Source organism: Caulobacter sp. FG121 (assembly GCF_057809815.1).
Genome location: NZ_JBMDKR010000008.1, coordinates 15,442 through 37,887, shown reverse-complemented (window position 1 = coordinate 37,887; position 22,446 = coordinate 15,442). Strand labels below are relative to the sequence as shown.

16 protein-coding genes are annotated in these 22,446 nt (G+C 64.9%); 7 read left to right on the top strand and 9 right to left on the bottom strand.

Annotation, left to right across the window (positions count from 1 at the left end; all coding sequences use genetic code 11):
* Positions 1-33 precede the first annotated feature (33 nt).
* The gene (locus ACODSL_RS17150; RefSeq protein WP_488901942.1) at positions 34-924 is read right to left on the bottom strand and encodes a MurR/RpiR family transcriptional regulator; all 891 of its coding nucleotides are present in this window, start codon (positions 922-924) and stop codon (positions 34-36) included.
* A 198-nt stretch (positions 925-1,122) separates the two neighbouring features.
* Here ACODSL_RS17150 and iolG point away from each other — a divergent pair, with 198 nt between their 5' ends.
* Complete coding sequence (gene iolG, locus ACODSL_RS17145) at positions 1,123-2,109, top strand: inositol 2-dehydrogenase (RefSeq protein WP_488901941.1); 987 nt, start codon at positions 1,123-1,125, stop codon at positions 2,107-2,109.
* Between the two features lie 646 nt (positions 2,110-2,755).
* On the opposite strand, the gene ACODSL_RS17140 is transcribed toward iolG, so the two are convergent.
* Positions 2,756-5,047, bottom strand: a complete 2,292-nt coding sequence (locus tag ACODSL_RS17140) for a TonB-dependent receptor (protein WP_488901940.1) — start codon at positions 5,045-5,047, stop codon at positions 2,756-2,758.
* A 337-nt stretch (positions 5,048-5,384) separates the two neighbouring features.
* Between ACODSL_RS17140 and ACODSL_RS17135 the strand changes: the two genes are divergently transcribed.
* A complete protein-coding gene (locus ACODSL_RS17135) occupies positions 5,385-6,572 on the top strand; it encodes an MFS transporter (protein WP_488901939.1) in 1,188 nt (395 codons plus the stop codon).
* 138 nt (positions 6,573-6,710) lie between these two features.
* Positions 6,711-7,535 (top strand): alpha/beta hydrolase, encoded by an 825-nt coding sequence (locus tag ACODSL_RS17130; RefSeq protein ID WP_488901938.1) that lies wholly within the window; start codon positions 6,711-6,713, stop codon positions 7,533-7,535.
* A gap of 363 nt (positions 7,536-7,898) precedes the next feature.
* Here the strand turns inward: ACODSL_RS17130 and ACODSL_RS17125 are convergent, their stop codons facing one another.
* From ACODSL_RS17125 to ACODSL_RS17115, 3 genes are all read right to left on the bottom strand, one after another.
* Positions 7,899-8,846, bottom strand: a complete 948-nt coding sequence (locus tag ACODSL_RS17125; RefSeq protein ID WP_488901937.1) for an alpha/beta hydrolase — start codon at positions 8,844-8,846, stop codon at positions 7,899-7,901.
* Positions 8,847-10,204: 1,358 nt separating this feature from the next.
* Positions 10,205-10,831 carry a site-specific integrase gene (locus tag ACODSL_RS17120; RefSeq protein WP_488901936.1) on the bottom strand — a complete coding sequence of 209 codons (627 nt, stop codon included), beginning with the start codon at positions 10,829-10,831 and terminating at the stop codon, positions 10,205-10,207.
* A gap of 1,150 nt (positions 10,832-11,981) precedes the next feature.
* The gene (locus tag ACODSL_RS17115) at positions 11,982-12,929 is read right to left on the bottom strand and encodes a LysR substrate-binding domain-containing protein (RefSeq protein WP_488901935.1); all 948 of its coding nucleotides are present in this window, start codon (positions 12,927-12,929) and stop codon (positions 11,982-11,984) included.
* A 315-nt stretch (positions 12,930-13,244) separates the two neighbouring features.
* Here ACODSL_RS17115 and ACODSL_RS17110 point away from each other — a divergent pair, with 315 nt between their 5' ends.
* Positions 13,245-13,589, top strand: a complete 345-nt coding sequence (locus tag ACODSL_RS17110; RefSeq protein WP_488901934.1) for a UrcA family protein — start codon at positions 13,245-13,247, stop codon at positions 13,587-13,589.
* A 25-nt stretch (positions 13,590-13,614) separates the two neighbouring features.
* Here ACODSL_RS17110 and trbB read toward each other — a convergent pair whose 3' ends face one another.
* The 3 genes from trbB to ACODSL_RS17095 all read right to left on the bottom strand — a co-directional run bounded on the left by trbB (position 13,615) and on the right by ACODSL_RS17095 (position 17,382).
* Positions 13,615-14,571, bottom strand: coding sequence for a P-type conjugative transfer ATPase TrbB (trbB, locus tag ACODSL_RS17105; protein ID WP_488901933.1), 957 nt, complete (start codon positions 14,569-14,571; stop codon positions 13,615-13,617).
* A 2-nt stretch (positions 14,572-14,573) separates the two neighbouring features.
* Complete coding sequence (locus tag ACODSL_RS17100) at positions 14,574-16,496, bottom strand: type IV secretory system conjugative DNA transfer family protein (protein WP_488901932.1); 1,923 nt, start codon at positions 16,494-16,496, stop codon at positions 14,574-14,576.
* Between the two features lie 106 nt (positions 16,497-16,602).
* Positions 16,603-17,382, bottom strand: a complete 780-nt coding sequence (locus ACODSL_RS17095; protein WP_488901931.1) for a HEPN domain-containing protein — start codon at positions 17,380-17,382, stop codon at positions 16,603-16,605.
* Positions 17,383-17,825: 443 nt separating this feature from the next.
* On the opposite strand from ACODSL_RS17095, the gene ACODSL_RS17090 reads away from it, so the two are divergent.
* The 3 genes from ACODSL_RS17090 (at position 17,826) to ACODSL_RS17080 (ending at position 20,333) form a co-directional block, all read left to right on the top strand.
* A complete protein-coding gene (locus tag ACODSL_RS17090) occupies positions 17,826-17,930 on the top strand; it encodes a benenodin family lasso peptide (protein ID WP_488901930.1) in 105 nt (34 codons plus the stop codon).
* Between the two features lie 76 nt (positions 17,931-18,006).
* On the top strand, positions 18,007-18,573 hold the full coding sequence (locus ACODSL_RS17085) for a lasso peptide biosynthesis B2 protein (RefSeq protein ID WP_488901929.1): 567 nt from the start codon (positions 18,007-18,009) through the stop codon (positions 18,571-18,573).
* A gap of 233 nt (positions 18,574-18,806) precedes the next feature.
* Positions 18,807-20,333 (top strand): asparagine synthase-related protein, encoded by a 1,527-nt coding sequence (locus ACODSL_RS17080; RefSeq protein WP_488901928.1) that lies wholly within the window; start codon positions 18,807-18,809, stop codon positions 20,331-20,333.
* Here the strand turns inward: ACODSL_RS17080 and ACODSL_RS17075 are convergent.
* On the bottom strand, positions 20,261-22,441 hold the full coding sequence (locus ACODSL_RS17075; protein WP_488901927.1) for an Atxe2 family lasso peptide isopeptidase: 2,181 nt from the start codon (positions 22,439-22,441) through the stop codon (positions 20,261-20,263). The two genes, ACODSL_RS17080 and ACODSL_RS17075, sit on opposite strands and share 73 nt — an antisense overlap.
* Positions 22,442-22,446: the final 5 nt, after the last annotated feature.

The following is a 22,446-nucleotide window of genomic DNA, read 5'->3' as shown; positions in this document are numbered from 1 at the left end:
CATCACCGCAACTTTCATTTCACTTTTGGAACGTCAGGCCTTGGCCTGGCGACGGGCCTTGGCCTCCTCCTTGCGCGACGCTTCGAAGGCGAAGCCGATCACCAGCGCCTGGGCCAGGCAGATCGAGGCCGACAGGGAGCGGAAGGCGCGGATTTCCGACTCGCGCACCTGCAAGGTGACGTCCGCCGGCTTGGCGATCGGGCTGACAAGGCTGTCGCTGATCGACAGCACCTTGGCCCCACGGGCCGCCGCGGTCTCGACCGCATGCACGGTCTCATCGGCATAAGGCTGGTAGCTGACCGCGATCATCAGATCTTTGGGCGCGATGGTCTGCACTTGCTGGCGCGCCAGCCCCCCCACCCCATCGACGAACACCGTGCGCTTGCCAGCTTGCTGCAGTGAATAGGCTAGGTAGGACGACACCGGGAAGGCGCGGCGGAACCCCACCACATAGACGAAGTCGGCCGCCTGGATCAGGTTCACCGCCGCTGACAGCTCGGTGTCCGACACCGTCTGGCCGAGGCTCTGCAGGGCCAGCGTATTGCCCTCGACGAATTCCGAGAGCAGCTCTCGCGCCCCGCCGTTGGCCCGCTTGTCCACCGCGCGCGTGAAGGTCCGCACCCGCTCGCTGTAGCCCAGGGCCGCATGGCCCGACAGCAGCCCGTCGCGGAACAGACGCTGCATCTGGGTGGCGCCGTCGAAGCCGAAGGCCTTGGCGAACCGCACAATGGCCGAGGGCTGCACTCCAGTGCGGGCCGCGATCACGGCCAAGGTCTCCAGCGCCAGTTCATTGGGCTCGTCGAGCACATAGCGGGCGATCTGCTGCAGCCGTTTGCTCAGCGAATCGTAGCGTTCCAGGATTGCCGCCCGCAACTCCTCGGCGGTCTCGGGCGCGCCGGTCGAAATTCCTGTCGTCGCCCTCATCGCTTCCTCGATATGATCGCTTCGATTCTAGAATATCCATTCCGCGAGCGAACACAAACGTCCGGTCGACCCGGTTGCTTGTTCCAAATTCCGGCTGGAAGGCATATTTGTTCTATATTATAGAGCCGTGGAACGCGGCTCTTAGGCCGCAGGATAGACAACGCCTACCCAGCTAAATTCTGAGCATCGAGAACAACCATGCATGACATCGCAATTCTCGGCGCGGGCCGCATCGGCCGCATCCACGCCAAGAACGCCTGCAATCAGCCCGGCCTGCGGCTGAAGTATGTGGTCGATCCGATCACCGCGGCGGCGGACGACCTCGCCGCCAGCGCCGGCGCCACCGTCGCCGATCTCAACACCGCCCTCAACGACCCATCAGTGACCGGCGTTATCGTGGCAAGCTCCACCGACACCCATCTCGAGTACTCTCTGAAAGCCGTGGCGGCCGGAAAGGCCGTATTCTGCGAGAAGCCGATCGACCTGGATCTCGCTCGCGCCCGCTCAGCTGAAAGCGCACTCGGCGGCAAGGACGTAAAGCTGCTGCTGGGTTTCAACCGCCGCTTCGATCCGACCTTCCAGGCGCTGAAAGCGCGCCTGACCAGCGGCGCTTTAGGCGCGCTGGAGACGATTCACATCATCAGCCACGACCCTGCGCCGCCGCCGATCAGCTACATCGAGACGTCGGGCGGCCTTTTCAAGGATATGGCCATCCACGATTTCGACATGGCCCGTTGGCTGCTCGACGAGCCGGTCACCGAGGTATTCGCCGCCGCGAGTTGCCTGGTCGACCCGGCCATTGGCGAGGCGGGCGATGTCGACACCGCCAAGATCCTGTTGCGCACGGCCAGCGGCAAGATGTGCGTGATCAGCAACAGCCGCCGCAGCGGGTACGGCTACGACCAGCGCATCGAGGCCTTCGGCGCCATGGGGCTGGTCAAGGCTGACAACGTTATGGAGAGCACCCTGTCCGTATGGGGCGAGACCGGCGCACGAAGCGACGCCTTCCAAAATTTCTTCCTTGACCGCTACGCGGAAGCCTATCGCCGGGAGATGGCGCATTTCGCCGCCATACTGCGGGGTGAAGAGAAGGCTTCGGTACGTTATATTGATGGGATCGAAGCGCTCGCCTTGGCCGTCGCAGCGGGGCAGTCGGCCCACTCCGGCCAGGTCATCAAGCTTTAGTCGCCAACCCTCCCGACCGTGGCCTCGCCCTTGCGGGCGAAGGGCGACGCCTCGCACCGCAGCCCCCGAAGCGAGACTTTGGTGAAACAAGCCGCGCTCAGCCGCGGGCCCCCAAGCGACACCTTCACGGCTGTCAGCTGGCCGCCTTGCTCGCAAGCTTCTCAACGAATTCGTGTATCGGCGCAGGCTTGGTGACCGCGCGCTCGAGCTGATGGCGCACAGAGGCAAAGCTCGTCCCGGACGTTGGCTCGGCGACCGCGGCGATCCCACGATCGCTTGCGTCCGAAGCGGCGCGGCCCGAGCATCGGCCAACTTAACCAGGGCCTTGCGTCTATGGGGATAACGGAGGAGGGCCTGGCGACCTTTGGACCAGGAAGGGCGTGAAGCGGGTCGCGTGTGCGGGGTCACGGGGAGGTTGGAACGGCGCTCCGCCCTGAGAACTGGACGCCTCGGCGCGCAGGGGCAGCAACTTGTCTGTGATTTGCATCTCAGCGGAAACGCTCGGCAAACCACATACCCTTGGCGCGCGAGTCCGAACGCGAAACTCGACAGAAGCCGGGCCGTTTGTTGATGATGGGGCGGCCTCGCAGAGGCCGCCCCATCTCAAATCAGCAAGAATAGGGTTCCAATCGATCGAGGCGAAGCTTCAGAAAGACAAATCCAACGCCACGCCGATCTGACGGAACCCCCCGGCGCTTAGGTTTTGGATGTGATCGCCCGCAAAGAACGGATGTCCTTGGACAGTTGCGACGTAGTGCTCATTTGTGCAGTTGCGGCAGAATGCACGTAAGCTCCAGTTTTTCGCGGTCTGGTTCAGCGTCGCACCAAGGTCGATTGTCGTAAAGCCGCCCTGAACGGCGTCCGGATCCCCGTTCGAGAGGAAATTGTAGGAGGACTGGGCGACAACACCGACGTTGAAGATGGCTGCGAAGTCTCCCCCGAGCGGCTGCTCGTAGCTCACGTCGAACACGCCCTTCCACTCCGGAGCGTTGGGCAGCCTCCTGCCTGAAGAGTCCGTGGCGCCGCCCACACAGTCAGCCTGGCCGACGAAGCAGGTGTCCCCTTTGAAATCCCTAAAGCGGGCATCCGTGTAGGCCACGCCAGCATTTATCGTCAGATGAGAAGTGGGTCTCGCGATGACTTGGACCTCGGCGCCACGCGTGCGGAGCTTGCCTGCGTTCTGCAGTAGGAAGGTGAGCGTGGTGAGGTCGATGCTCTGGGCCTGGAAGTCCTTGAAGTCGGTATTGTAAGCGGACAAGTTGACCGTCAGCTTACGCTCAAATAGCTGCAGCTTCGAACCAATCTCGAAGTGCCTCGACGTTTCTGGCCTTACGTAGGAGAAGGAATACTGCGCGTAACCTGGACCTTTGTAGCCCTCGGCGGCCGTCCCATAGACCATCCAGTCAGCGTTCAGATCGTACTGAAGTGTTGTTCGCCATGAGAAGTTGGTCTCGTCGCGATCTTGGCTTCGATCTGGGGCGACCGGCAGAAGGGACAACACGCCGCCGCCCGCCGTGTTCTTAAAACGCATTTCGATCGTCTCGTGGGTCAAGCGGGCGCCTGCCGTCAACTTCAAGCGATCCGTGATCCGGTAGGTGCCCTGACCATAGGCTGCGTAGCTGCCGAGGTTCTGTCGCCAAAAGCTGTCGGACCCTAGGAAGGTCGTGAATCCCGGAGGGGGTGTCTGGCCCAGCGTCGCCGCCAGCAGGGCGTTCTCGCGAACTTGGGCTTTCAGGACGAACAGGCCGACCTGATAGTCCAGCCTTCCACCGACCGGGGAAGCGAGACGAAGTTCTTCCGACAGCTGACGTGTGGAAATTCCGCCCCCGAAGAACTGGACAAGGGGCAACGGGCTGTAATCCGCGTCGAACGCCTGTTCAGTCTTGAAGCTCCGGTAGGCCGCGATGTTCGTCAGTCGATAACCACCATCGAATTCATACGTGATACGCGCCTGACCGCCGCCCACGCTCAGGTCGTAGAAGGTCGGCCCGTTGTAAGCGCTCTTGTCGTTGTCGACGCTCGGCGTGACGCCGATGCTGGGAAGCAAGACAGAGAGCGGGCTTGCCGCCGTGGCGTTACGGATCGTCGCCACCCCGCCCCCGGCGCCCTTAGAGTCCATGTAGTCGGCTGACAGTAAGACGCTCAGAGCGTCGGTCGGCCGCCACAGGAGTTTCCCTGACCCGCCGATCTGCTTGAGGCCGCTATCGAAAGCAGGGTTGGGTACGACGTTGTCCTGCAGCGCCGAGTTCTTGACGTAGAACAGGTTAAAGCGCGCAGCCGCGTCTCCCCCAATGGCCAGGTTCGCGATGCCCTGGGCGCGAAACAACGACGTGTTATTCGAGTTGTCGAGCTTACCGTACTCGGAAAACAGTCGCCCCCCATTCATGCCGATTTCTGGGTCCCGGGTCCGGATATTGACCAGGCCGGCGGACGCATTCTTCCCGAAAAGAAACCCTTGCGGTCCGTTGAGCACTTCGATCTGGGCTAGATCCGTGAAGTTGATGACCGCGAGCTCAGACCTGATCAGCGTGACGTCATCGACGACGACAGCGACACTAGGCTCTACCGAGCGCTGAAAGCTGGATGTCCCGACCCCTCGAATTGAAAAGTTGGTGCCTTGCGCATTGGCTGCGTTGTTCTGGGTGACCAGGCTGGGTGCGAGGCGGCCGAGGTCCTCCGGATTCTGCACTCCGCGCTCCCGCAAGGTTTCACCAGCGATGGCTGTGACGCTGATCGGCACATCCTGCAGTCGCTCGGCCCTGCGATTGGCGGTGACGATGATTTCGTCGAGGTTCGTCTGGCCGCTCTGGCCGCGGTCAGCAGGTGGCCCACCTTGGCCGGGAGCGACAGCTGCAGCGACCGACGATTGAGCCGTCGCAATCGCGGGGGACAACGCCAGACAGGCGGTCGCGCACAACAGGCTGATTTTCGACGTCATTGTTTCTCTCCCCGCTTCTCATTGACCTCACCCTATTGTGGAATACAAATTCCGTCAACGATCATTTTGGATCAAACATTCGACAATGGGCTTGAGCGCCGGCGTTCCGCCGAGCATTTCGGCCGGCTGGAGGGCGCGCGTGGCGGCCCGGAGCACAATTCGGCCAGGCTGCGCCACCTGGAATATGGAATGCATATTCTTAGTTGGACGTTGACAGAATTTCCATTTCATAGATACCGGTGCGTGGAGGACCAACTGAATGTCCGATAGACACGAACCTTTGCCCTCGGCTCAGCGACAGTCCCTGAGCGCCAGGCCGCGATGGCTGGCGATACTGATGTTCCTCGCCTACGCCTCGCTGATTGCGATCTTCCAGGGCATCCAGAACATCCTCTTGCCTCCGGTCGTGGAGGCGCTGACGCCCGGCAATAAGGTGGGCACTTTGGCGGCCCTATCCACACTCGCATCGTTGACGACGATCTTGGCGCTGTTTGCGGGCGGAGCCATCTCCGACCGCACGCGCAGCCGATGGGGGCGTCGGACCCCGTCACTCGTCCTCGCCTGGCTCGCCAGCATCGCGCTAATGCCCCTTATGGCGTTCGCGCACTCTGTGGCGCAGCTCCTCATCGTCATGCCGCTGCTTTGGTTCACGCTGAACTACTATCAGTCGGTTCTGCTCGCAGCCTTGCCCGATCGTATTCCTCTGAAGGACTTGGGCTTTGCGTCGGCGGCCATCGGCCTCGGAGCGCCTGTCGGCATCTTCGGAGGCGTCAACATCGGCGCTTTCGCGCCCAACCCTGTGCTCGGATACGTCTTTCTGGCGATCCCGTTCACCATTCTGACGTTCACGCTCATTGCTTTTGAGCGAGAGCCTTCCAGCCTTGATGAGCCACGAACCCGGCGACGGCGCCTGTCTCTGACGAATGTTCTCGACGAGTTCAAAAGCCTCGGAGACCGGAATTTTGCACTCGCGGTCTCCTCCCGCTTTCTGATGTTCCTGTGCTATTTCGGAGTGAACGGGTACCTCTTCTACGTGCTGCAGGACTATGTCGGAGCGCCTAACCTGCCCCACCGGAATCCCGCTCTGGCCGTGAGCATTCTGCTCACAGTCATGACTGTCAGTTGGCTGATTGTTACGCCGGTCGTCGGCTTCGTAGCAGGTAGACTGCGCCGGACTGCGCTCATCGTGGCGGTCGTCTCGTTCGGCGCTGGGCTGGCCACGCTACTGCCCGTCCTCAATGCGGATTGGACGGTGATGGTCCTGTTTGGCATCGGCATCGGCGCGATGTTTGGCACATATTTTGTTCTCGACCTAAAGCTCGCCACTCTGGTTTTGCCCTCGGAAAAAACGTCTGGAAGAGATCTCGGGCTGCTTCTCGCAGCGGGCTCGGCGCCGGGCGTTGTCGCACCCGCACTGGCTGCCGAAATCATATCGGCAGGCGGTTACCCCAGCCTGTTTGTATTCGGCGCGCTGGTTTCAATGGCGGCTGGGGGGTGCGCGCTCTTCATTCGCCTGCGAGCGTAGCGCACGCAGGGCCCATCGCCGGGCGCAGCCAGCCAGGTGAGTTTCAGGCGCTCGACGTCGTCCGGCGCTCCGCCGGCTTCGGGAGGGCGGCCCGTGAGCCCCTTCTGACCCACCCCGAGACATCGAAGGTCTAGTCCAATGCCGACCGATACAATTGCGATTTGGCCCGCCGGTTCGCCGCATCTTGCCGCCGATATCCCGACGGAATCGTCAAGCACGATAGTCGAGCCCGCCACTGGTCCGGCCATCAGGGTCACCAACGTTTCCGTGCCCACCCTCACCTGCTTCGCGCCCCTTCCGGAAAAGGCGCATGGCGGCGCGGTCATCATTCTCCCTGGTGGCGCATTCCGCTGCCTGATGATGGACAAGGAAGGGGCGGAGGTCGCCAACTGGTTCGCCGAACGCGGTTACTTCGCCTTCGTCCTCAAGTATCGCGTTCGCGATTTCGATGACGATCATCTGAGCAGACTGCTCGACGCGGCGGAATGGCGACAGGCCATGCAGTTGATGCTGCCTGGCCGCACGCTTGCCACGGAAGATGCGCTGCAGGCCGTGCGGACGGTGCGGAGCCGCGCCTCCGACTTGGGCATCGATGCGACACGTATCGGGATGATTGGCTTCTCAGCGGGAGCTATCACGACTGCGACAACGCTGCTTGCGGAAGACGCCGTCAGCCGTCCGAACTTCGGGGCGGTCATCTACGGTGCGATGCCGGACAAGCCGGCGCCACACGACGCGCCTCCCGTGTTTCTCGTTCATGCGGACGATGATCCCTTGGTGCCTGTAAGCGAGAGCGTCCGGATTTGGGAAGCTTGGCGGGCCCGCGGACGTTCCAGCGAACTCCATAGATTCGATACCGGCGGGCATGGTTTTGGCATGCGCGCGCTTGGCCTACCGGTCGATAGCTGGCCCCAAATCCTTGAGGGCTGGTTGAATCGTCACGGCTTCAACATGCCCCGCTAGCTGGCGGGGCGAACGAATGGGGCTGCGGTCGCTCTGCCGTGGGAGGTATTCGCCAGCGGCGGGATCGGTGCAGACGCCTCCATTGTTGCTCTCAGACCTGGCAACCAACGCGGCCCGGGACCAGGGACGCCGAGTCGAACTCACCTGGTTCCGGCCGCCGAATCGACGCGCGGCAGCGCCATCGTCTTCCTGGCGCCGGGTGAACCGGTCCCGCGCAGCGGCCACCATTCGGGTGGCGTTGCGAACTGGTCGGCCCGCTCAGCCCTCTCCCGCCATCGCCGTCCCAAGCTGGCCATCGACAGAGTGTGTCCCGCACGCAGGGGTCGACCCACCGGAGGATTGGGGCCCTTCGACGTCGATGCGCTAAATTGTTTCGTGCGTCGCCCTTCCGAGCACCTTGGAAAAGCGGTCAGCGACTTCCGTGACCGCCGCCGCCGCCGCCGGCACAAGTCCAGCAAAGCCGAGGAATCCATGGGTGAGATTGTCGAATTCCATTAGTTCGACCGGCACGCCCGCTGCCTTCAAACGGTCCGAATAGGCTACGGCTTCGTCTCGCAGCGGATCAACCGAAAGCACCACCAGCAAGGTGGACGGCAAGTCGGCCAGGCTTTCCGCAGCCATAGGTGAAATACGAGGATCGCTACGATCGTTCTCGCCACAGTAGGTGGAGAAGATTTGCGGGAACGTTGTGGCTGGAAGGGTAGGATCGGCGTCCGCAAGTCGCGAGGGTAAGCTGTTCGCCTGATCGCGAAGATCCACCGCCGGGAAGAAGAGAAGTTGCGCGTCGAACCTGGGATGATCGGCGTCCCTCAGAGCAATCGCAGCGGCGGCGGCCAAATTCGCGCCCGCGCTTTCGCCGCCGATAGCCACAGGGAGGGCGGAGCCGCCAAGCTCCGCGGCGTGGCTCAGCACCCAGGACGCCGCCGTCATGACGTCTTCAAAACCTGCTGGAAACGGATCTTCGGGGGCAAGCCTGTACCCGCTGGCGACGATGACCATGGACAGCTCTCTTGTAAGCCGGCGAACGACCCCCTCGATGATATCCACGCTCCCAAGGGCCCAAGCCCCGCCATGGACGAAATGCAAGGTCCCGCGCGGTTTCGTCAACGGCCGGAAGATCCGAAGAGGCACCGGGCCTCCCTTGCCGTCAATTTCCAGCTTCTCAACGTCCGCCACGGAGATCGGGCCTTCGGGCCCGTTCAGAAGCGCGACCAAGGAGTCGGATTCCGCCCGTAGCTTCTGCCAGTCGAGCTGTCCCGACGGCAGAGGGATCTGATCGAGGATCTGTTGGAGCACTGGGTCGAGCGGCATGTCATCTTCCCCATTGACGAGCCGGAGCCGTCGGCGCGTGAAGCCTATAATTAGAGGCGAGTTCAACGAGGCCTAAGGCATCCGCCCGCACGCGCCACAGCTTTCGATGCGTGTTTCGGACCCGACCGCGTCGTGATAGAAAATATATTCTGACCCTAGACTGTTCCGCAAGATGTATTTCATCATGCCGCGCGAAATGGCAAGCTAGGCTGACACGAAACCACGAAGGGTCATCGAAGGGGGCGAGGACGCGAAGGGCCTGAAGGTCACGGCCCCCTGCTGCGCGCGGCGGCGTACTCCCCTGCAGGATGATAGTGTGAATTTCCTATTTCATTTCATACTCGAATAGAATATTCTATCCAAGATCACTCGTGAGCGTCGACGCAGCGTAGTGACATGAGCCCACGGCGGGTGGGCCAGTGGAACTAGACCGATGCTTCGACACAAGACTTGCTGTCCCGCGGCGACCGGTGAAGCCAATATTTGCACCTGTGGCGTGGTGTTCAGGGACGCGGTTGCATCGGGCGATACGGGCTTCCGAGATTCGCGCGCGGCAATACGCAGGGCGCCCGACGAGGGTCAAAGAGACTCTCAATCAGTTCGATCTGCAGCTGTTGTGCTGAATGTCCCATGACGTTGGCCAGGCGAGACGCCGAGCCCCAACCAGGACGAGCCCAGCGCGGATTATAGAACGCGCTGCTGCACGGCCCCCTAGCTCGGCGAGTGCTTGCGGTCCATGAAGCGCTCCTCGTCGACGCGCCGCGGAGATAGCCCAGCCCCCACAGTCGTCGGCGACCGGAACTTCCGTTTTGGGCTCTTAGTCGCCGTTGGGAATGTCCGGATTCGGGCAGCAGCCTCGACGCTCGCCAACGGCAACTCCGCGGCGCGACCCCACCGGGGAGAAACGACCCGTTGCGGACCCTTCGCGGTTCTGCTGATAGTTGCCAGCTATGGCCAGAACGCTCCTCTTTGTCGTCTGCTCCTGCCTTGTTGTCTTGAGCGCGGCCTTCGACGCACAGAACCCCATCCAAGCTGGGCGGTTCATGTGGACGCTGCGGGGCATAGACGGTCGAGTGCTTCTTCTGATGTTGCCATTTGGACTCGCTGTCGCGGCGTCGGCTGTCAGCCTCTTCTTCGGTTGGAAGTTATTCCGCGACAGGCGCACGACCGCAATGGTCGCCGTTCTCGTTGCTGGAGCCATGCTGCCACTGCTCGCGGCCCCGGTCGGCCACGCTGCGATTTGCTCGGTTGCCTGTCGAGAGCAGTAGCCGAGGTCCGCTCACCACCCTCTCGCGACCTTCGGAACGTCCGCTTGGAAGTTCGGTGTCCTGAGCTACCAAGCAGACGCGACTAGAATCTCAAATTTCAATCTGTTCCGAAATCTCCAAGGCGTCGTCGACTTCGATGCCAAGGTAGCGGACCGTGCTCTCTAGCTTTCGGTGACCCAACAGGAGTTGGCAGGCGCGTAGGTTTCCGGTCTTCTTGTAAACCAGGGCCACCTTAGTCCTCCGAAGGCTGTGGGTGCCGTACGCGCGCGGCTCCAGGTCGATCTTCGCGACCCATTCTCCGACCAGGCGGGCGTATTGGCGTGTGCTAACGTGGTCGCCAGGCCGCGATCGGCTGGGAAACAGCCAATCGTCCTGGCGCTTGCCGCGGCGTGCCAGCCATGCCGAAAGCGAATCCCGCGTCGGCTCGGTGATCTCAAACGGCACGGGCCGCCCCGTCTTCTGCTGGATGACGGTTGCTCGTTGCCGCAAGGTACCGCCTGGCGCGACGTCGCTGACCCTGAGCTTGACCAGATCGCAACCCCGAAGCTTTGCGTCGATGGCGCAATTGAACATGGCCAGATCGCGGACTTTGCCCGCGGTTTTCAATTGCTGGCGGATGCCCCAGACGTGCTTCGGCTTGAGAGGGGGTTTCGCGCCGATAATGCGGCCGGTGTTCCAGGGCCGCCTGGGTATGCGGAAGAGATCGATTTGAGCCATGGCTCGTCTCCGATAGGCAACGCCCACCCAGCTGACGGCATTCTACAGCTCCGTTGGCCCCGGCCGGTTAGCAGCCCTTCCGAACGACGGCGCTGGGTGGAAAGCGGCGATTGCTGGGGTAGCTGCACAATGGCAAGTTTCGGTGATGGCAATCCGTATGCACCGTCTGCGTCCCGGAGGCGGCTACTCGCGAAGGTCTTCCGCCCAGATGCGAGCAGCCTTGCTGACGCCGATCCTTCTTCTCATTGCGGGCTGCAAGAATTGCGGGGTCTACGACGCCCACTCTGCGGGCGGCGTCACCGTCGGCCAACGTTGGGACAAATCGCCAAACCAAGTCCCAAGCTATTTTTGCAAAACGCCAGGCTGGCGCGGGCAACCAGACGGGTACGGTGCTGTCTCGTATGGACCGGTTTGCCAAGCGGCTCGTGAGTTCAGCGCGGACTTCTACCGGTTTGGGCAAAGGTACGTGGCGCGGGTTCGGGATGGCGTCGTGGTTGGCGTCGGACGGCGGAGCTATTGCATCGACATGTGACGCAGACTGGGTTTCGCATTGACGGTACCCAACACCAAGATTGGTCCAAACGTCTCCTATGGGTCGCGCCCCGCCGTTGACTACCGGTCGAATAGCCGAAGTTGACCGGCCCGGCCCTAAGCAGACCTCGCTACTGCCCGCTTGGGGTGGTGAGCAGACGTTCCGTCCAAGCGTGCAATAGAGCCTAGTTGTGACTTACGTCACGGTCCCGGAGCCGCCGAACCAAGGCCCTGGCGCGATCGCGCGAGCCCTTCTCCACCCACCATGCACCGGCTGTGATCGAAAGCGCCCAGCCAGAAACTGCAATCCCGACAGACAGCCAGAGCGCCGGTAGCCAGCCTTGGGGGTGGTGAAAGACGGCAATCCCGACGGCAATGATCAGCCACCAAGTGGCGGAGTTGAGCCACTCGCGAACTTTACGTTGGGAGACCTTCACCGGAAAACTATCGCTGCCGCGCGGGATGTTGTCGAGCGTCCGCTCAGGGTCGATTGCCCCCGTTTGCATCCGAGCAACAAGCTGCCGCTCAAGGTGCGGAACCCTTGCTGGCCTGAACGGCGAGTTTGCGGACCGGTCGCGACTTCCGTTGTTGGCGCAAGCGAGACTCTACGGCGCCTCATCTAACCCGTGACCTCGGTCAATGTCCGGCCCCGCTCCACCACGGGCGCCATGCCTTCGCATGCCGCCTCCTGTTTCAGCCAGTCCACGAACCGATGGATGTCCTTGCGCTGCGGCGCATCCCTGAGCCAGACGGCGAAGAGGGTGCGGCCGGTGTCGAGTTCGATATCGAACGGGGCAACCAGCAGCCCGTCCTTGAGCCAGTGGCGGACATTGCGGAGGCTGCCGAGGGCGACCCCCTGCCCGGCCAGCGCCATTCCGATGGCCAGCGCAGGGTCGTCAACCAGGATGTCGTTGGGCCGATGACCGGATAGATCGAGGCCGGCGGTGACGAACCAGCTGCGCCAGGCCCGCGCATCATGCACGATAAGGCGGTCGCCCAGGAGATCACCACCCCCTCGCGCCCCGATGGTGCGGGTGCAGACCGGTGTCAAACGCTCGTCCCATAAAGGTTCCCCAACGAGATTGGCGGGAACATGACGAGCCAGAACCAAAGCCACATCGCACTGGGCGAAGTCAGGGCCCGCGTCGACCGAATGGGACGACACCCTAAGCCCTGGGAGCCCGGGCGGAATGTTGGCAAGGCGCGGGCTTAGCCAACCGGCGACCAGGACGGCCGGCACCGAGACGCCCAGTCTGGGCTCCTCCCTACCGCAATGCCCCCGGCTCCAGGCCCGTCCGACCAGACGTTCAGCGGCGCGATAGGCTTGCGCCAGATCGAGCGCGGCTTCCGTGGGCGTCATGCCCATGCCGGCGCGCACAAAGAGGGAGACGCCAAGTTTCGCCTCGATCCGTCCGACCGCCGCGCTGATGGCGGCATGACTGACACCGAGCTCCTGGGCGGCGCGCGAAAAAGAGCCATGACGACAGGCAGCTTCGACAAGCCGCAGAGCCGCGACATGCTTCAGCGGCCAGTCGACTGCGTGCGCGCCAGCCGGAGCGGACCGCAATCCCAATCCCTCGTCGTCCATCGATACCGCACTCAAAAAAGATTGCGCGGGCGTCCCCCGACGTAGCGCCCCTTACGTCCTCGCAAGCGTCACTGTCCATGGAGTTTTTCTTATTGTGCTAAGATTAAAATAGGGGCCGAGCCAGCAGACGATACAAATCTGCCGTGTAACTTCCGTTACCTCTTGTAACCACCGATTTCATGATTGTAATCATGCAATGCGGTCGTTTGACGCCGCATGCGTTCGCCGATAATCGCCGTTTGAGTACTAACGGTATCAAGGCGGACCGAGATGAGGCGAACTTTAATATTTCGTATGGTTACAGAAACGATCGCGGCTCTCACCTTGATGGGATCGGCGAGCAGCGCGTTCGCCCAGGAAAAGGCGGTACGCCACGTCAAGGTGTCCGACATCGCCGTGAATTCGACGTCCGGCAGGGCGTTGCTGGACGCACGGATCAAGACGGCGCTCCAGCAAGTCTGCGGCGAGGCCGACATCCGAGATTTTGCGGCGCGCGATGACCAAAAGCGCTGCAGGGCGACGACGATGGCGGAGGTGACGCAGCAGGTTCAAGAATTCCTGGCGAGCCAAGGCCAGTTCCAGACGGCAAGCGCTCCGGCCTCTTCCCCAGAGATCGCGCATGGGGCCGTCCGTCCCTGACCGCGCACGGGGCTGAACTCGGCTCTTAGCCGGCGGGCTGTAGGCGGTATTCGCCATCCGCCCAGCCCTCCACCCGGATCATGGTGTCTAACCGGCGCCCGCCAGGCACACGTTTCAGGAAGACGATTAGATCGATGGCCTGTCCGATCGACCTCAGGGGGATTTGGGACGCGGCCTCTCCGACAAGGTCCTCGAGCCGTCCGAGCGCCTCGGTCGCGCTGTTGGCGTGCACCGTCGCCAGCCCTCCGGGATGACCGGTGTTCCAGGCCTTGAGCAGGTCCAGTGCGCTGCCGTCGCGGATCTCGCCGATGACGATCCGATCCGGCCGCAGCCGCAGCGCCGCGCGGACCAGATCGGTCATGCTCACGGCCGGCGCCGCGCGACGAGTCAGGAGGGATAGTTGATCGCGCGCGGAGCATTGTAGCTCGGCGGTGTCCTCGATGAGAATGACCCGGTCCGCGGCGAAGGCGGGCAAGGCCAGGATGGCGTTGGCCAGGGTGGTCTTGCCGGTGCCCGACCCGCCGGCGATTAGGATATTCTCCCGGGCCTCCGCCGCCTGACGCAGGGCGTCCGCCTGACCACAGGTCATAACCTCGGTCGCCACATAGTCATCCAGGGTGAACACCACCGCGGGGCGTTTGCGGATCGAGAAGCATGGGGCCAAACTGACCGGCGCCAAGACCCCCTGGAATCGTTCCCCCGTCCCAGGCAGGGTCCCTGAGACCAGGGGCTGATCACGATTGACCACCTCGCCGGCGTGGTCGGCCACCAGGCGCAGAATACGCTCGGCGTCGCTGGCGGCCATCTGGTGGCCGCTGAACACGCGCCCCGTCCCCAGCCGCTCGACCCAGATTCCGCCGTCCGCATTGACCAGGACCTCCACCACCCGCGGGTCCCGCAAAGCCTCGGCCAGGATGGGGCCCATGGCGTGACGCAGCGCCGCCTGCTTGCGGTCCAGGGTCTCGGGATGGTGGTGTGGCACGGTCAGGCCTCGTCATTGTAGTCGAGGTCCGCCAGGCTGATCGCAACCCGCTCGGGAGCGCCGCCGTCGGGCCGCGGTGGGGGCTGCAGCGGCGCGACATAGGGGGCGACCGCCGTCACCCCCAGCCAGTCGATGGGCGGCCGCCCCGGCACATCGAGCTCGTCCCGGCTCTGGATGAACGCCGCGCGCTCACCGTGAAAGAAGTCGCGGGTTAGGGGCGCGAGGCTCGGTTCCTCGAAGAAGCGGATCTTCTCCGCTAGGAACGGCTTGGCGTTGTTGACGAACAGGAACTGCTTGCCGGCGTCGAGCCCGCGCACATCTTGCTCGGCCAGAACGTAACGCTCGACCTCCGCCTGGGAACGGCTGCGGTGGCCCCGCCCGAAGACGAGCCGCGGATCGCTGAAGCTCTCCCGCATCTCCAGGGCCTTGCCGGCGCGTTTGACGATCCGCTCGATGCTGCCCGGCTCGGAGGTGGCGAAGGCGGCGGTGACGTGCATGTTGTCGAAGATCGAGGTGTGTACGCCATAGTGCTTGAAGACGTCGTTGAAGCTCTGACAGATCAGGTGCGCCGACAGCCCATAGCCCGCCATCTCACCCAAGGCGTTCTCCAGAAACGGCAAGGCGCCGAGTTTTGGAAACTCGTCGAGCATCATCAGCAGGCGATGGCGCTTGGGCCGGCCGCGGCTGTCGGCGTCTATCGTCTCCATGAGGCTATTAAGGGTCTGGCGCAGCATCACCCGCACCAGGAAGGCCAGCCGGTCCGCATGGGCCTGGGGCGTGATCAGATAGAAGCTGACGGGCGCCCCCGAACAGGCCAGGTCCCCGATGCAGAAGTCCGACCAGCTGGTGGCCTCCGCGACCAGGGGATCGGCCCATAGGGCGAGCGACTTCTGGGCGGTGGCCAGGACGCTAGAACGAACCTTGTGCTCCATGTTGCGGAAGGCTGTGGCGCCCAGCCAGATCTCTGGGTGCGTCTCGGCGATCGGTGCGCCCTGCGCGTCGCGCGCCAGGCCGTCCCCCGCTTGGGGATCGGGACGCCATCGATGACGGGTGGCCAGCATGGCGTCCAGAGTCGCCTCGATATCGATCAGCAGCCGACGGACATGGGCCAGATTTTTGCGGTCGTCGGGCGCCGTGTAGAGAACGTGCAGAATCACGCCGGTGAAGAAGTTCGCCGCGCTCTGATCGAAGAAGTCGAGATTGCCCTGCCGCACCCCGATCGGATCGACGAGGATTCCGACAATGTTCTGGATATCGGCGATCTCCATCGCGCCCCGCCGCACCTCGAACAACGGGTTCCAGCGCGCGGTGGCCGGATCGGTCGGCGCGAAATAGAAGGTGTGGGAGAAGCGCCGGCGCGCGTCGGCCGTGATGTGCCACAGCTCGCCCTTGCGGTCGTAGACGAACAGACTCTGGTCCCAACGCAACACGGTGGGCACCACGTGTCCGGCGCCCTTCCCCGAGCGGGAGGCGCCCACGATGATGCAGTGCTCGATCCCCGTGAAGGTGAGCAGCCGGCCTTTCAGGCGTCCCAACACCCGGCCAAGAGCCCGGTCGCCGTTCAGCAGGCCGGCCTGCCGCGCCGCGCCGAGGTCGCCCCAAGCCTCCGTCCCAAACGCCTTGGGTCGGGCCACGAACCGACGCGTCAGGCCGATGGCCACGAGCAGCGGACAGAGGAACACCCCTAGGCCCGTCAACGTCGCCGTGTCGAAAACTTGCGGGTAGGCGTGCGCATAGGCGCCGTACCAGTCGATGATGGACCAGGGCGCATAGATCCGCGCCGCGCCCAGGTCCAGCCATCCGTCACCCAGAGCCTGGGGGTAGTCCAGCCGCCCAGCCGTCGTCTGCGTGGCCGCGGCCAAGGCGCAGACGAGCAGGACAAGGCTGAGGAGGCCGAAGCCAGTTCGTCGGCCGACGGGCGTCACGTCTTGGCTCCGCATAACCAGGGAGACGCGAGCAGACCTCGCCCCCTGCCCTCTGCCAATCCGTACTTCCCTGGAGGATCGCGGATTTCGGGGTGCGGTGACCTCATCAGCCGGACCGCTCAGAACCTCCGGGGGGCCGCTCGGCCGTGAGGGGCGCGCAGTGCGCCGCCACGGCCCTGCGCAACGCCTGCAGGCGACCCGTCAACTCGTCGAGCTCCGCGGCGCTGGTCTCGTAGGCCCGGGCGTATCGGGCCTTGACGTAGGCCTCCTTCAGGCGCGCGAACGCACGCCGCGCCGCTCGCGTGTCCCGGGGCCAGACCTCGGCGAGTTCCGGCGCCTGAGCTTCGGCCAGGCGTCGAAGCAGGTTGAGGTTGTGCGACCGCGGCAGATAGAGGGTCCGGGCGAGCAGCACCGCGCCATAATAGGCCGCCGCCGCCTCGTGCAGCGCGAAGATCGCTTCACGCGGTCGTCCCGCCTCACGGAAGAACGCCGCGCCCGCCATGAAGGCGTCTCCACTCTGCAGCCCCTCCTTCACATAGGTCCGCGCCTCGTCCCACGCGACGGCGGCGTCGAGCGGGCCGGGCGCGACGAATTCCCCCTCGCCCGCGTCGAACAGCACGACGCCTTCGCGCAGGAGATCCACGAAGAAGTACCGGCCCAGGGTCAGCATGGTGTTCACGTGGTCCAGGGTGTGGACGATCAGATCCACCGGTGTCCGCATTCGGCCGGCTTCCAGGGCGGCCAGGAAGGTCGCCTCCGCGGACGCCCAGACCTCCGCGACGTCCGCCATGGCCTCGGTGTCGACGACAGCCAGCAGGTCGAAGTCGGACACGTAGCCGCCGACGTGGTCCTCGACCCAGTCGCCCCGGGCGAAGGAGCCGAACAACACAAGCTTGAGAAGCCGCCCTTGACCCGCCCTCTCCGCAGTCTGGCCCAGGACCGAGGCCACGAACGCCAGTTCGCGGCTCTTACGCGCAGGAATATGGTCCAGGTCTGGCGTCATCGTCGTCGGAAAGGGTTGGAGCTTTTCGGTCCGTCACGCCGCGGCGCTGAGCCCTTGACCCGCCCCGGCGCGCGCGGCGCAGGCCAGGAGACAGCATCGGCGGGATTCGCCGCCTCCATATACAATATAGTGCTTCGGGAGCGACGAGCCTTACGGTCAAATCCGACATTGGACCGCAAGACGCCGGGCAAAGGCGCGCCCATGGCGCGTGATCCTGCTGTATAACATTGAAATATATAATATTTCCGGAGAGTTTGGCGGCGGCTTGTCTAGGCTTTGGTCATCACCTCAGGGTGCATCTCAATCCGAATTCTCGGAGCACGACCATGACCGAAGACACCGAACTTGACCTGATCGAACTGGGCGCCGCGTCGCAGGAAACCAACGGCCCGCCCGGCGCGTCGTTCGAGGACGTCGGCAAGCAGAAGTAGGTCTGCGCCGAAGGCCCGGGCCGGGACCTGTCCCGCGCCCGGGCCGGAGGCCCTTTTCCCGCCGGGGCGAGGACCTATGACATCACGTTCCCCAATGCCTCAGACGCGCTTCTTCGCCCAGGTTGGAGGCCGGGTGGTCGTCCTCGACATCGCTGCAGACCGCTACCTCCTGGGGAGGGCGCGAACGCCTGCGTCTGACGACACGACCGAGGTCCGTCCCCAAGACGGCCCGTCGACCGCTGGGCGCTTCTCCATCTATGCGGAAGGGTCCTGGCGAGTGGGAACGGCCTTGAAGTCCCTGTTCGCCCTCCGGGCGATCTCGCGTCGCCTCGATCAAGGGCGCTTCCAGGACATGGTGCAGCTAGTGGCCGACACGCCAACCAGCGACCGCGCCCTTGATCGCCCCGCCGCGCTCCTGGCGAGCTTCGAAGCCGCCCGCCCCTTCTTTACCCGCGCAAAGATCTGCCGCCTCGACGCACCGGCCCTTTGCCTCCTGCTGCGTCGGCATGGGCACCCCGCCCGCTTGGTGTTCGGGGCCCGGCTGCAGCCGTTCGCAGCCCATTGCTGGGTCGAGCTCGGCCAGGCGGTCGTCAATGAGCCAGAGGAGCACATCCGCCAGTTCACACCCCTGATGACGGTGTGACGGTGGACCGGTTCGTCGCCCTCATACCGCAGCATCCGGGCCCGGCCTCCCCACCGGAGCCCGCGCCCCGGGACGGTCGGGCCTGGGCCCGCGTCCATGCGTCCAAGGCCCTGACGGTCTGGACGATCACGGCCCGCCCGACGGCCATGCGGGGCTTGGGCCTGGTAGGCGGGTTCCACATCGGCCTGGACGTGGAGGCGTCCCTTGATCCTGTCGCTCCCTGGGCCGGATTCTTGACCTTCGAGACCCATGATCGGGAAGTTCGCGTGACCCGCGATCCCAGTGGTCGCTGGCCCGCCTTCGTTACGCGGCGGGGCCCTTTCCACATCGTCTGCTCCCATATGAGCGACCTCGCCGATTTTGGCGGCCTGGAGGTCAACTGGCCCTATCTGGAGACCGTCCTGGCGGGAAACACCTGGCCCGGTTCCGCCACCGGGTTCGCGGGGGTCGAGGAACTCCTCCCCGGCGAGGGGGCGGTCTTCGTCGCGGGCGAGGTGCGACGAGACCTCGTCTGGCGGCCCGAGGCCTTTTATCTCGACCCCCTTCTGGAGGCCGGCGACGCGCGGACAAGGTTTCGCGCCGCGGCCGAGCAATCCGTGGCGCGCTGGGCGGCCCCCTATCGGCGGGCCACTCTGGACCTCTCCGGCGGACTCGATTCCGCGGTCATGTTGGGCCTCCTGTCCAAAATGGCGCCGCACCTCGAGGTGACGTGCCTGAACTTCGCATTGCGGGACGCCAGCGGCGACGAACGGGCCTTTGCCCGGGCGGCGGCGAAGATGCACCGCGCGCATCTGCTGGAGCGCGACGTCGAGGCCGAGGTCACCGACTATGGCGCCACGCCCGCGATGCCTCTCCAGCCGCGGCCATCGTTCCATCTGCTGCAGGTCAGTTTCGATCGCCTGGCGCTCGACCTGAGCGCCGGGCTGGACGCTCAGGCCTATGTCACCGGACGCGGCGGCGACCACCTGTTCTTCAGCGGCGCGCCCGCCTCCGTGGCGACCGACGCCCTGCGCCTGCGCCGAAGCCTGCCCGCCTGGTTCCGCGCGGCCTACGCCGCCGCGCGCATGACTGGCGAGCCCCTGGGAGCGGTGCTGAGGAACGCTTTGCGGGAGGATTCAGCACAGGCCCGGCTCCGGAACGCGCTCGTCGCCCCAAACCCTTTCGTCGACGCGGATCTGCAGGCGCGCGGGCCCGGCGCAGCGTTCGTCCATCCCTGGCTGGACACCGCTGCGCGGCGCGCGCCGCCCGCCAAGTTCCAGCAGCTCCTGCGCATCGTCGAGCTGCAGTCGCACTATAATGGCTTCGGGCGCGCGGAGGCCATGGACCAGGTTCATCCCTTCATCTCCCCGCCCCTCATCGAGCTCGCCCTGCGGACGGCGAGCGATCTCTTCGAGGCGGGACGACTGCCGCGGCAGCTGCAGCGCCAGACCTTCGCGGACCTCGTGCCGCCCGCCATCCTGGAACGGCGAACCAAGGGCGCCACGACCCGCCGCGTGATCCAGACCTTGATCCATAACCTGACCTTCGTCCGCGAACGCTTGCTTGAGGGCGAGCTCGCCCGACGCGGCCTGCTCAATCGCGCGGCGCTGGAGCCACGGCTGACCGAAGACAGCCTGGTGGATGGACGTTTCATCTCCGATCTGGCCGACGTCCTCGCCGTGCAGCTTTGGCTCGATCAGGCCTGCCCCTACTTCGTCGGCGCGGCGGCCGTCGACGGCGGTCCGGCGGCGTCGGCGCGAAGCCGATCCCAGCGCCCATAGTCCGCGGCCAGCGCCGGATCGGCGGACCGTTCGTCCTGCAACCAGTAGGACAGCCAGGCCAGGTTCAGCTCGTAGACGGCCCGGCGGTTGGCGGGGTCGTACTTGATGTGCTCCGCCCGGTCGTGAAAGACGCGCACCTCCAAGGGACGACGCGCATCGCGCAGCGCGGCGAACCCTTCGAAGCCGAGCAGGAACTCCCACTGTGTGACATTGACCAGCAAAGGGGTCGTCAAGGCCTCGGGCCGCGGCGACCAGGCGACCTCCCGCAAGACGCCCTCCGGCTCGAAGACCCGGCCGGCGTGATACATGCGCTTGAAGTCGCCATAGAGGGGCGGCGCCATCGCCAGGAAATCGAGTTCGGCGGCCCCCGAGCTGGCGATCGCCGCCTTGAACCGGGTCGAATGCTGCAGGGTGTAGTGCAGGGTCTGCGACCCCGCGCTCAGCCCCGTGAGCGCGATCCGCCCGGGATCCACGACCCCGTCGGCCACGAGCTTGTCCAGCGCCGCGTCGATAGCGCCCTTCCAGGCGCGCCGTTCCGGCAGGCCCGGCGACAGGCGGGTGCGCTCGATCGACATGTAATCGTGCACCTGAGCCGGATCGCTGGCCTGGTGCATCACCACGACCACAAACCCCTTCTGGGCCATCGGGAAGATCGGATACTCGTCCCCGGTTCCTCCACGCAGAAAGCCCCGCGCCCGATACTGGACCACCACGGCGGGGTAACGCCGCCCGGGCTGATAGTCAGGCGGCAGCACGACATAGTGGAAGCCGGCGAAGTCTCGTTCGTCCGTATACGGAGTCTTGGAAATCGAAACCTGCGAAAGGTCGGGAAAGTTCGGGTTCGGATCGAAGACCACGGAAAGGTCGCCCGTCCGGGCGTCGATCCGAACCACCCGCGCGGGCCGCCGGACCGTCTCCATCAGGCAAAGCAGGTCGCCCTCCCCGGAAGCCTGGCAATCGTCGAGGGCGCCCTCCGTCCGTAGGAGCCGCTGGACCCGTCCGGTGGCGAGCTCCCAGCGGTAGAGCGCCGTGATGTCGAACGGTGCGCCGTCGGGCCGGCCCGATCCGCTCTCCAGGCGTTCAAAGACAACGGCGCGGCCGTCGCCGCCCCACCAGATCCCACCGATGGCGCCGACGCACGCCGCGGCCTTGCAGGGTCCGGCGCCGTCGGCCGCGACGCGGCGCGGCGGATTGGGACCAGGATAGCGGACGGGATCGGCCGCCTCGCTCCAGGCGATGCGGCCGTCCGCGCGCACAACGATATGCGCCGCCCGCCGTTCGGGCCGGTCGAGGTCATGGGCGTGCGCCGCCGCAGCTTGACCTGGCCAGCCGCCCCCGCTCGACGGGGCCGCGGGCGAGCCCCGGCCAGCTGCGCGAAGCCCGGCGGCGTCCAAGATGAACAGCCCACCCTCGCACGCCGCATCGCCAGGATGAACGCCGCAATCCGGATGCATCGGTCGCACCTCACCGGCGGAGGGCTTGAAGCGATCGTCATAGATCCAGCCACGCCGGGCCTCCGCCGCGATCAGGCGTTCGGCGCGCGGATAGTCGAGGCCGGTGCGAAAGATCAGCCGGCCGTCTGCGAGCCAGGCAAAGTCCTCGACATCGGCCTCGGTCGGCGAAACCCGCCAGGTGATCTTCCGGTCGACGTCGGCGGCCCAGAGTTGAATCTGCTCGCCGATCTGCTTTCGGAACGCCACCCAATGCCCGTCCGGCGACCACGCCGCCTTCTCCACGCCGAGGTCGCCGTTGGGTTCGCCATAGAGTCGCCCGCTGATCGGCTGGCCCGCATCGGGATCGAGCGTCGCGACAGACGCGGCGTTGCCGATCGCGCCCATGACCCATTGGGTGTCGTACCTGTTGTGCTCGGGATCGCTCCGCTGCACCAGGGCGACGAAACGATGGCCGTCCGGGGATGGCGCGAGCCCTCGAAGGTCATTGAGGTCGAGCAGATCCTCGATCAGGACCGTCGGCCTGGCGCCCGCCGTCACACCGATCGCCGGCGTCAGCAAGACCGCGATCGCCGCCAGCGCCGACGCGCGCCGCCCGACGGCCGATGGCGGCGAGGGCCGGCCTGAGCTCGGCCGCCGGTTTTCCGAAGCTTTCATGGCGC

Coding starts and splice junctions, on each gene's coding strand:
- ACODSL_RS17150 (WP_488901942.1), bottom strand. CDS start 924: ATGAGGGCGACGACAGGAATTTCGACCGGCGCGCCCGAGACCGCCGAG.
- iolG (WP_488901941.1), top strand. CDS start 1,123: ATGCATGACATCGCAATTCTCGGCGCGGGCCGCATCGGCCGCATCCAC.
- ACODSL_RS17140 (WP_488901940.1), bottom strand. CDS start 5,047: ATGACGTCGAAAATCAGCCTGTTGTGCGCGACCGCCTGTCTGGCGTTG.
- ACODSL_RS17135 (WP_488901939.1), top strand. CDS start 5,385: ATGTTCCTCGCCTACGCCTCGCTGATTGCGATCTTCCAGGGCATCCAG.
- ACODSL_RS17130 (WP_488901938.1), top strand. CDS start 6,711: ATGCCGACCGATACAATTGCGATTTGGCCCGCCGGTTCGCCGCATCTT.
- ACODSL_RS17125 (WP_488901937.1), bottom strand. CDS start 8,846: ATGCCGCTCGACCCAGTGCTCCAACAGATCCTCGATCAGATCCCTCTG.
- ACODSL_RS17120 (WP_488901936.1), bottom strand. CDS start 10,831: ATGGCTCAAATCGATCTCTTCCGCATACCCAGGCGGCCCTGGAACACC.
- ACODSL_RS17110 (WP_488901934.1), top strand. CDS start 13,245: ATGGTTACAGAAACGATCGCGGCTCTCACCTTGATGGGATCGGCGAGC.
- ACODSL_RS17090 (WP_488901930.1), top strand. CDS start 17,826: ATGACCGAAGACACCGAACTTGACCTGATCGAACTGGGCGCCGCGTCG.
- ACODSL_RS17085 (WP_488901929.1), top strand. CDS start 18,007: ATGACATCACGTTCCCCAATGCCTCAGACGCGCTTCTTCGCCCAGGTT.
- ACODSL_RS17075 (WP_488901927.1), bottom strand. CDS start 22,441: ATGAAAGCTTCGGAAAACCGGCGGCCGAGCTCAGGCCGGCCCTCGCCG.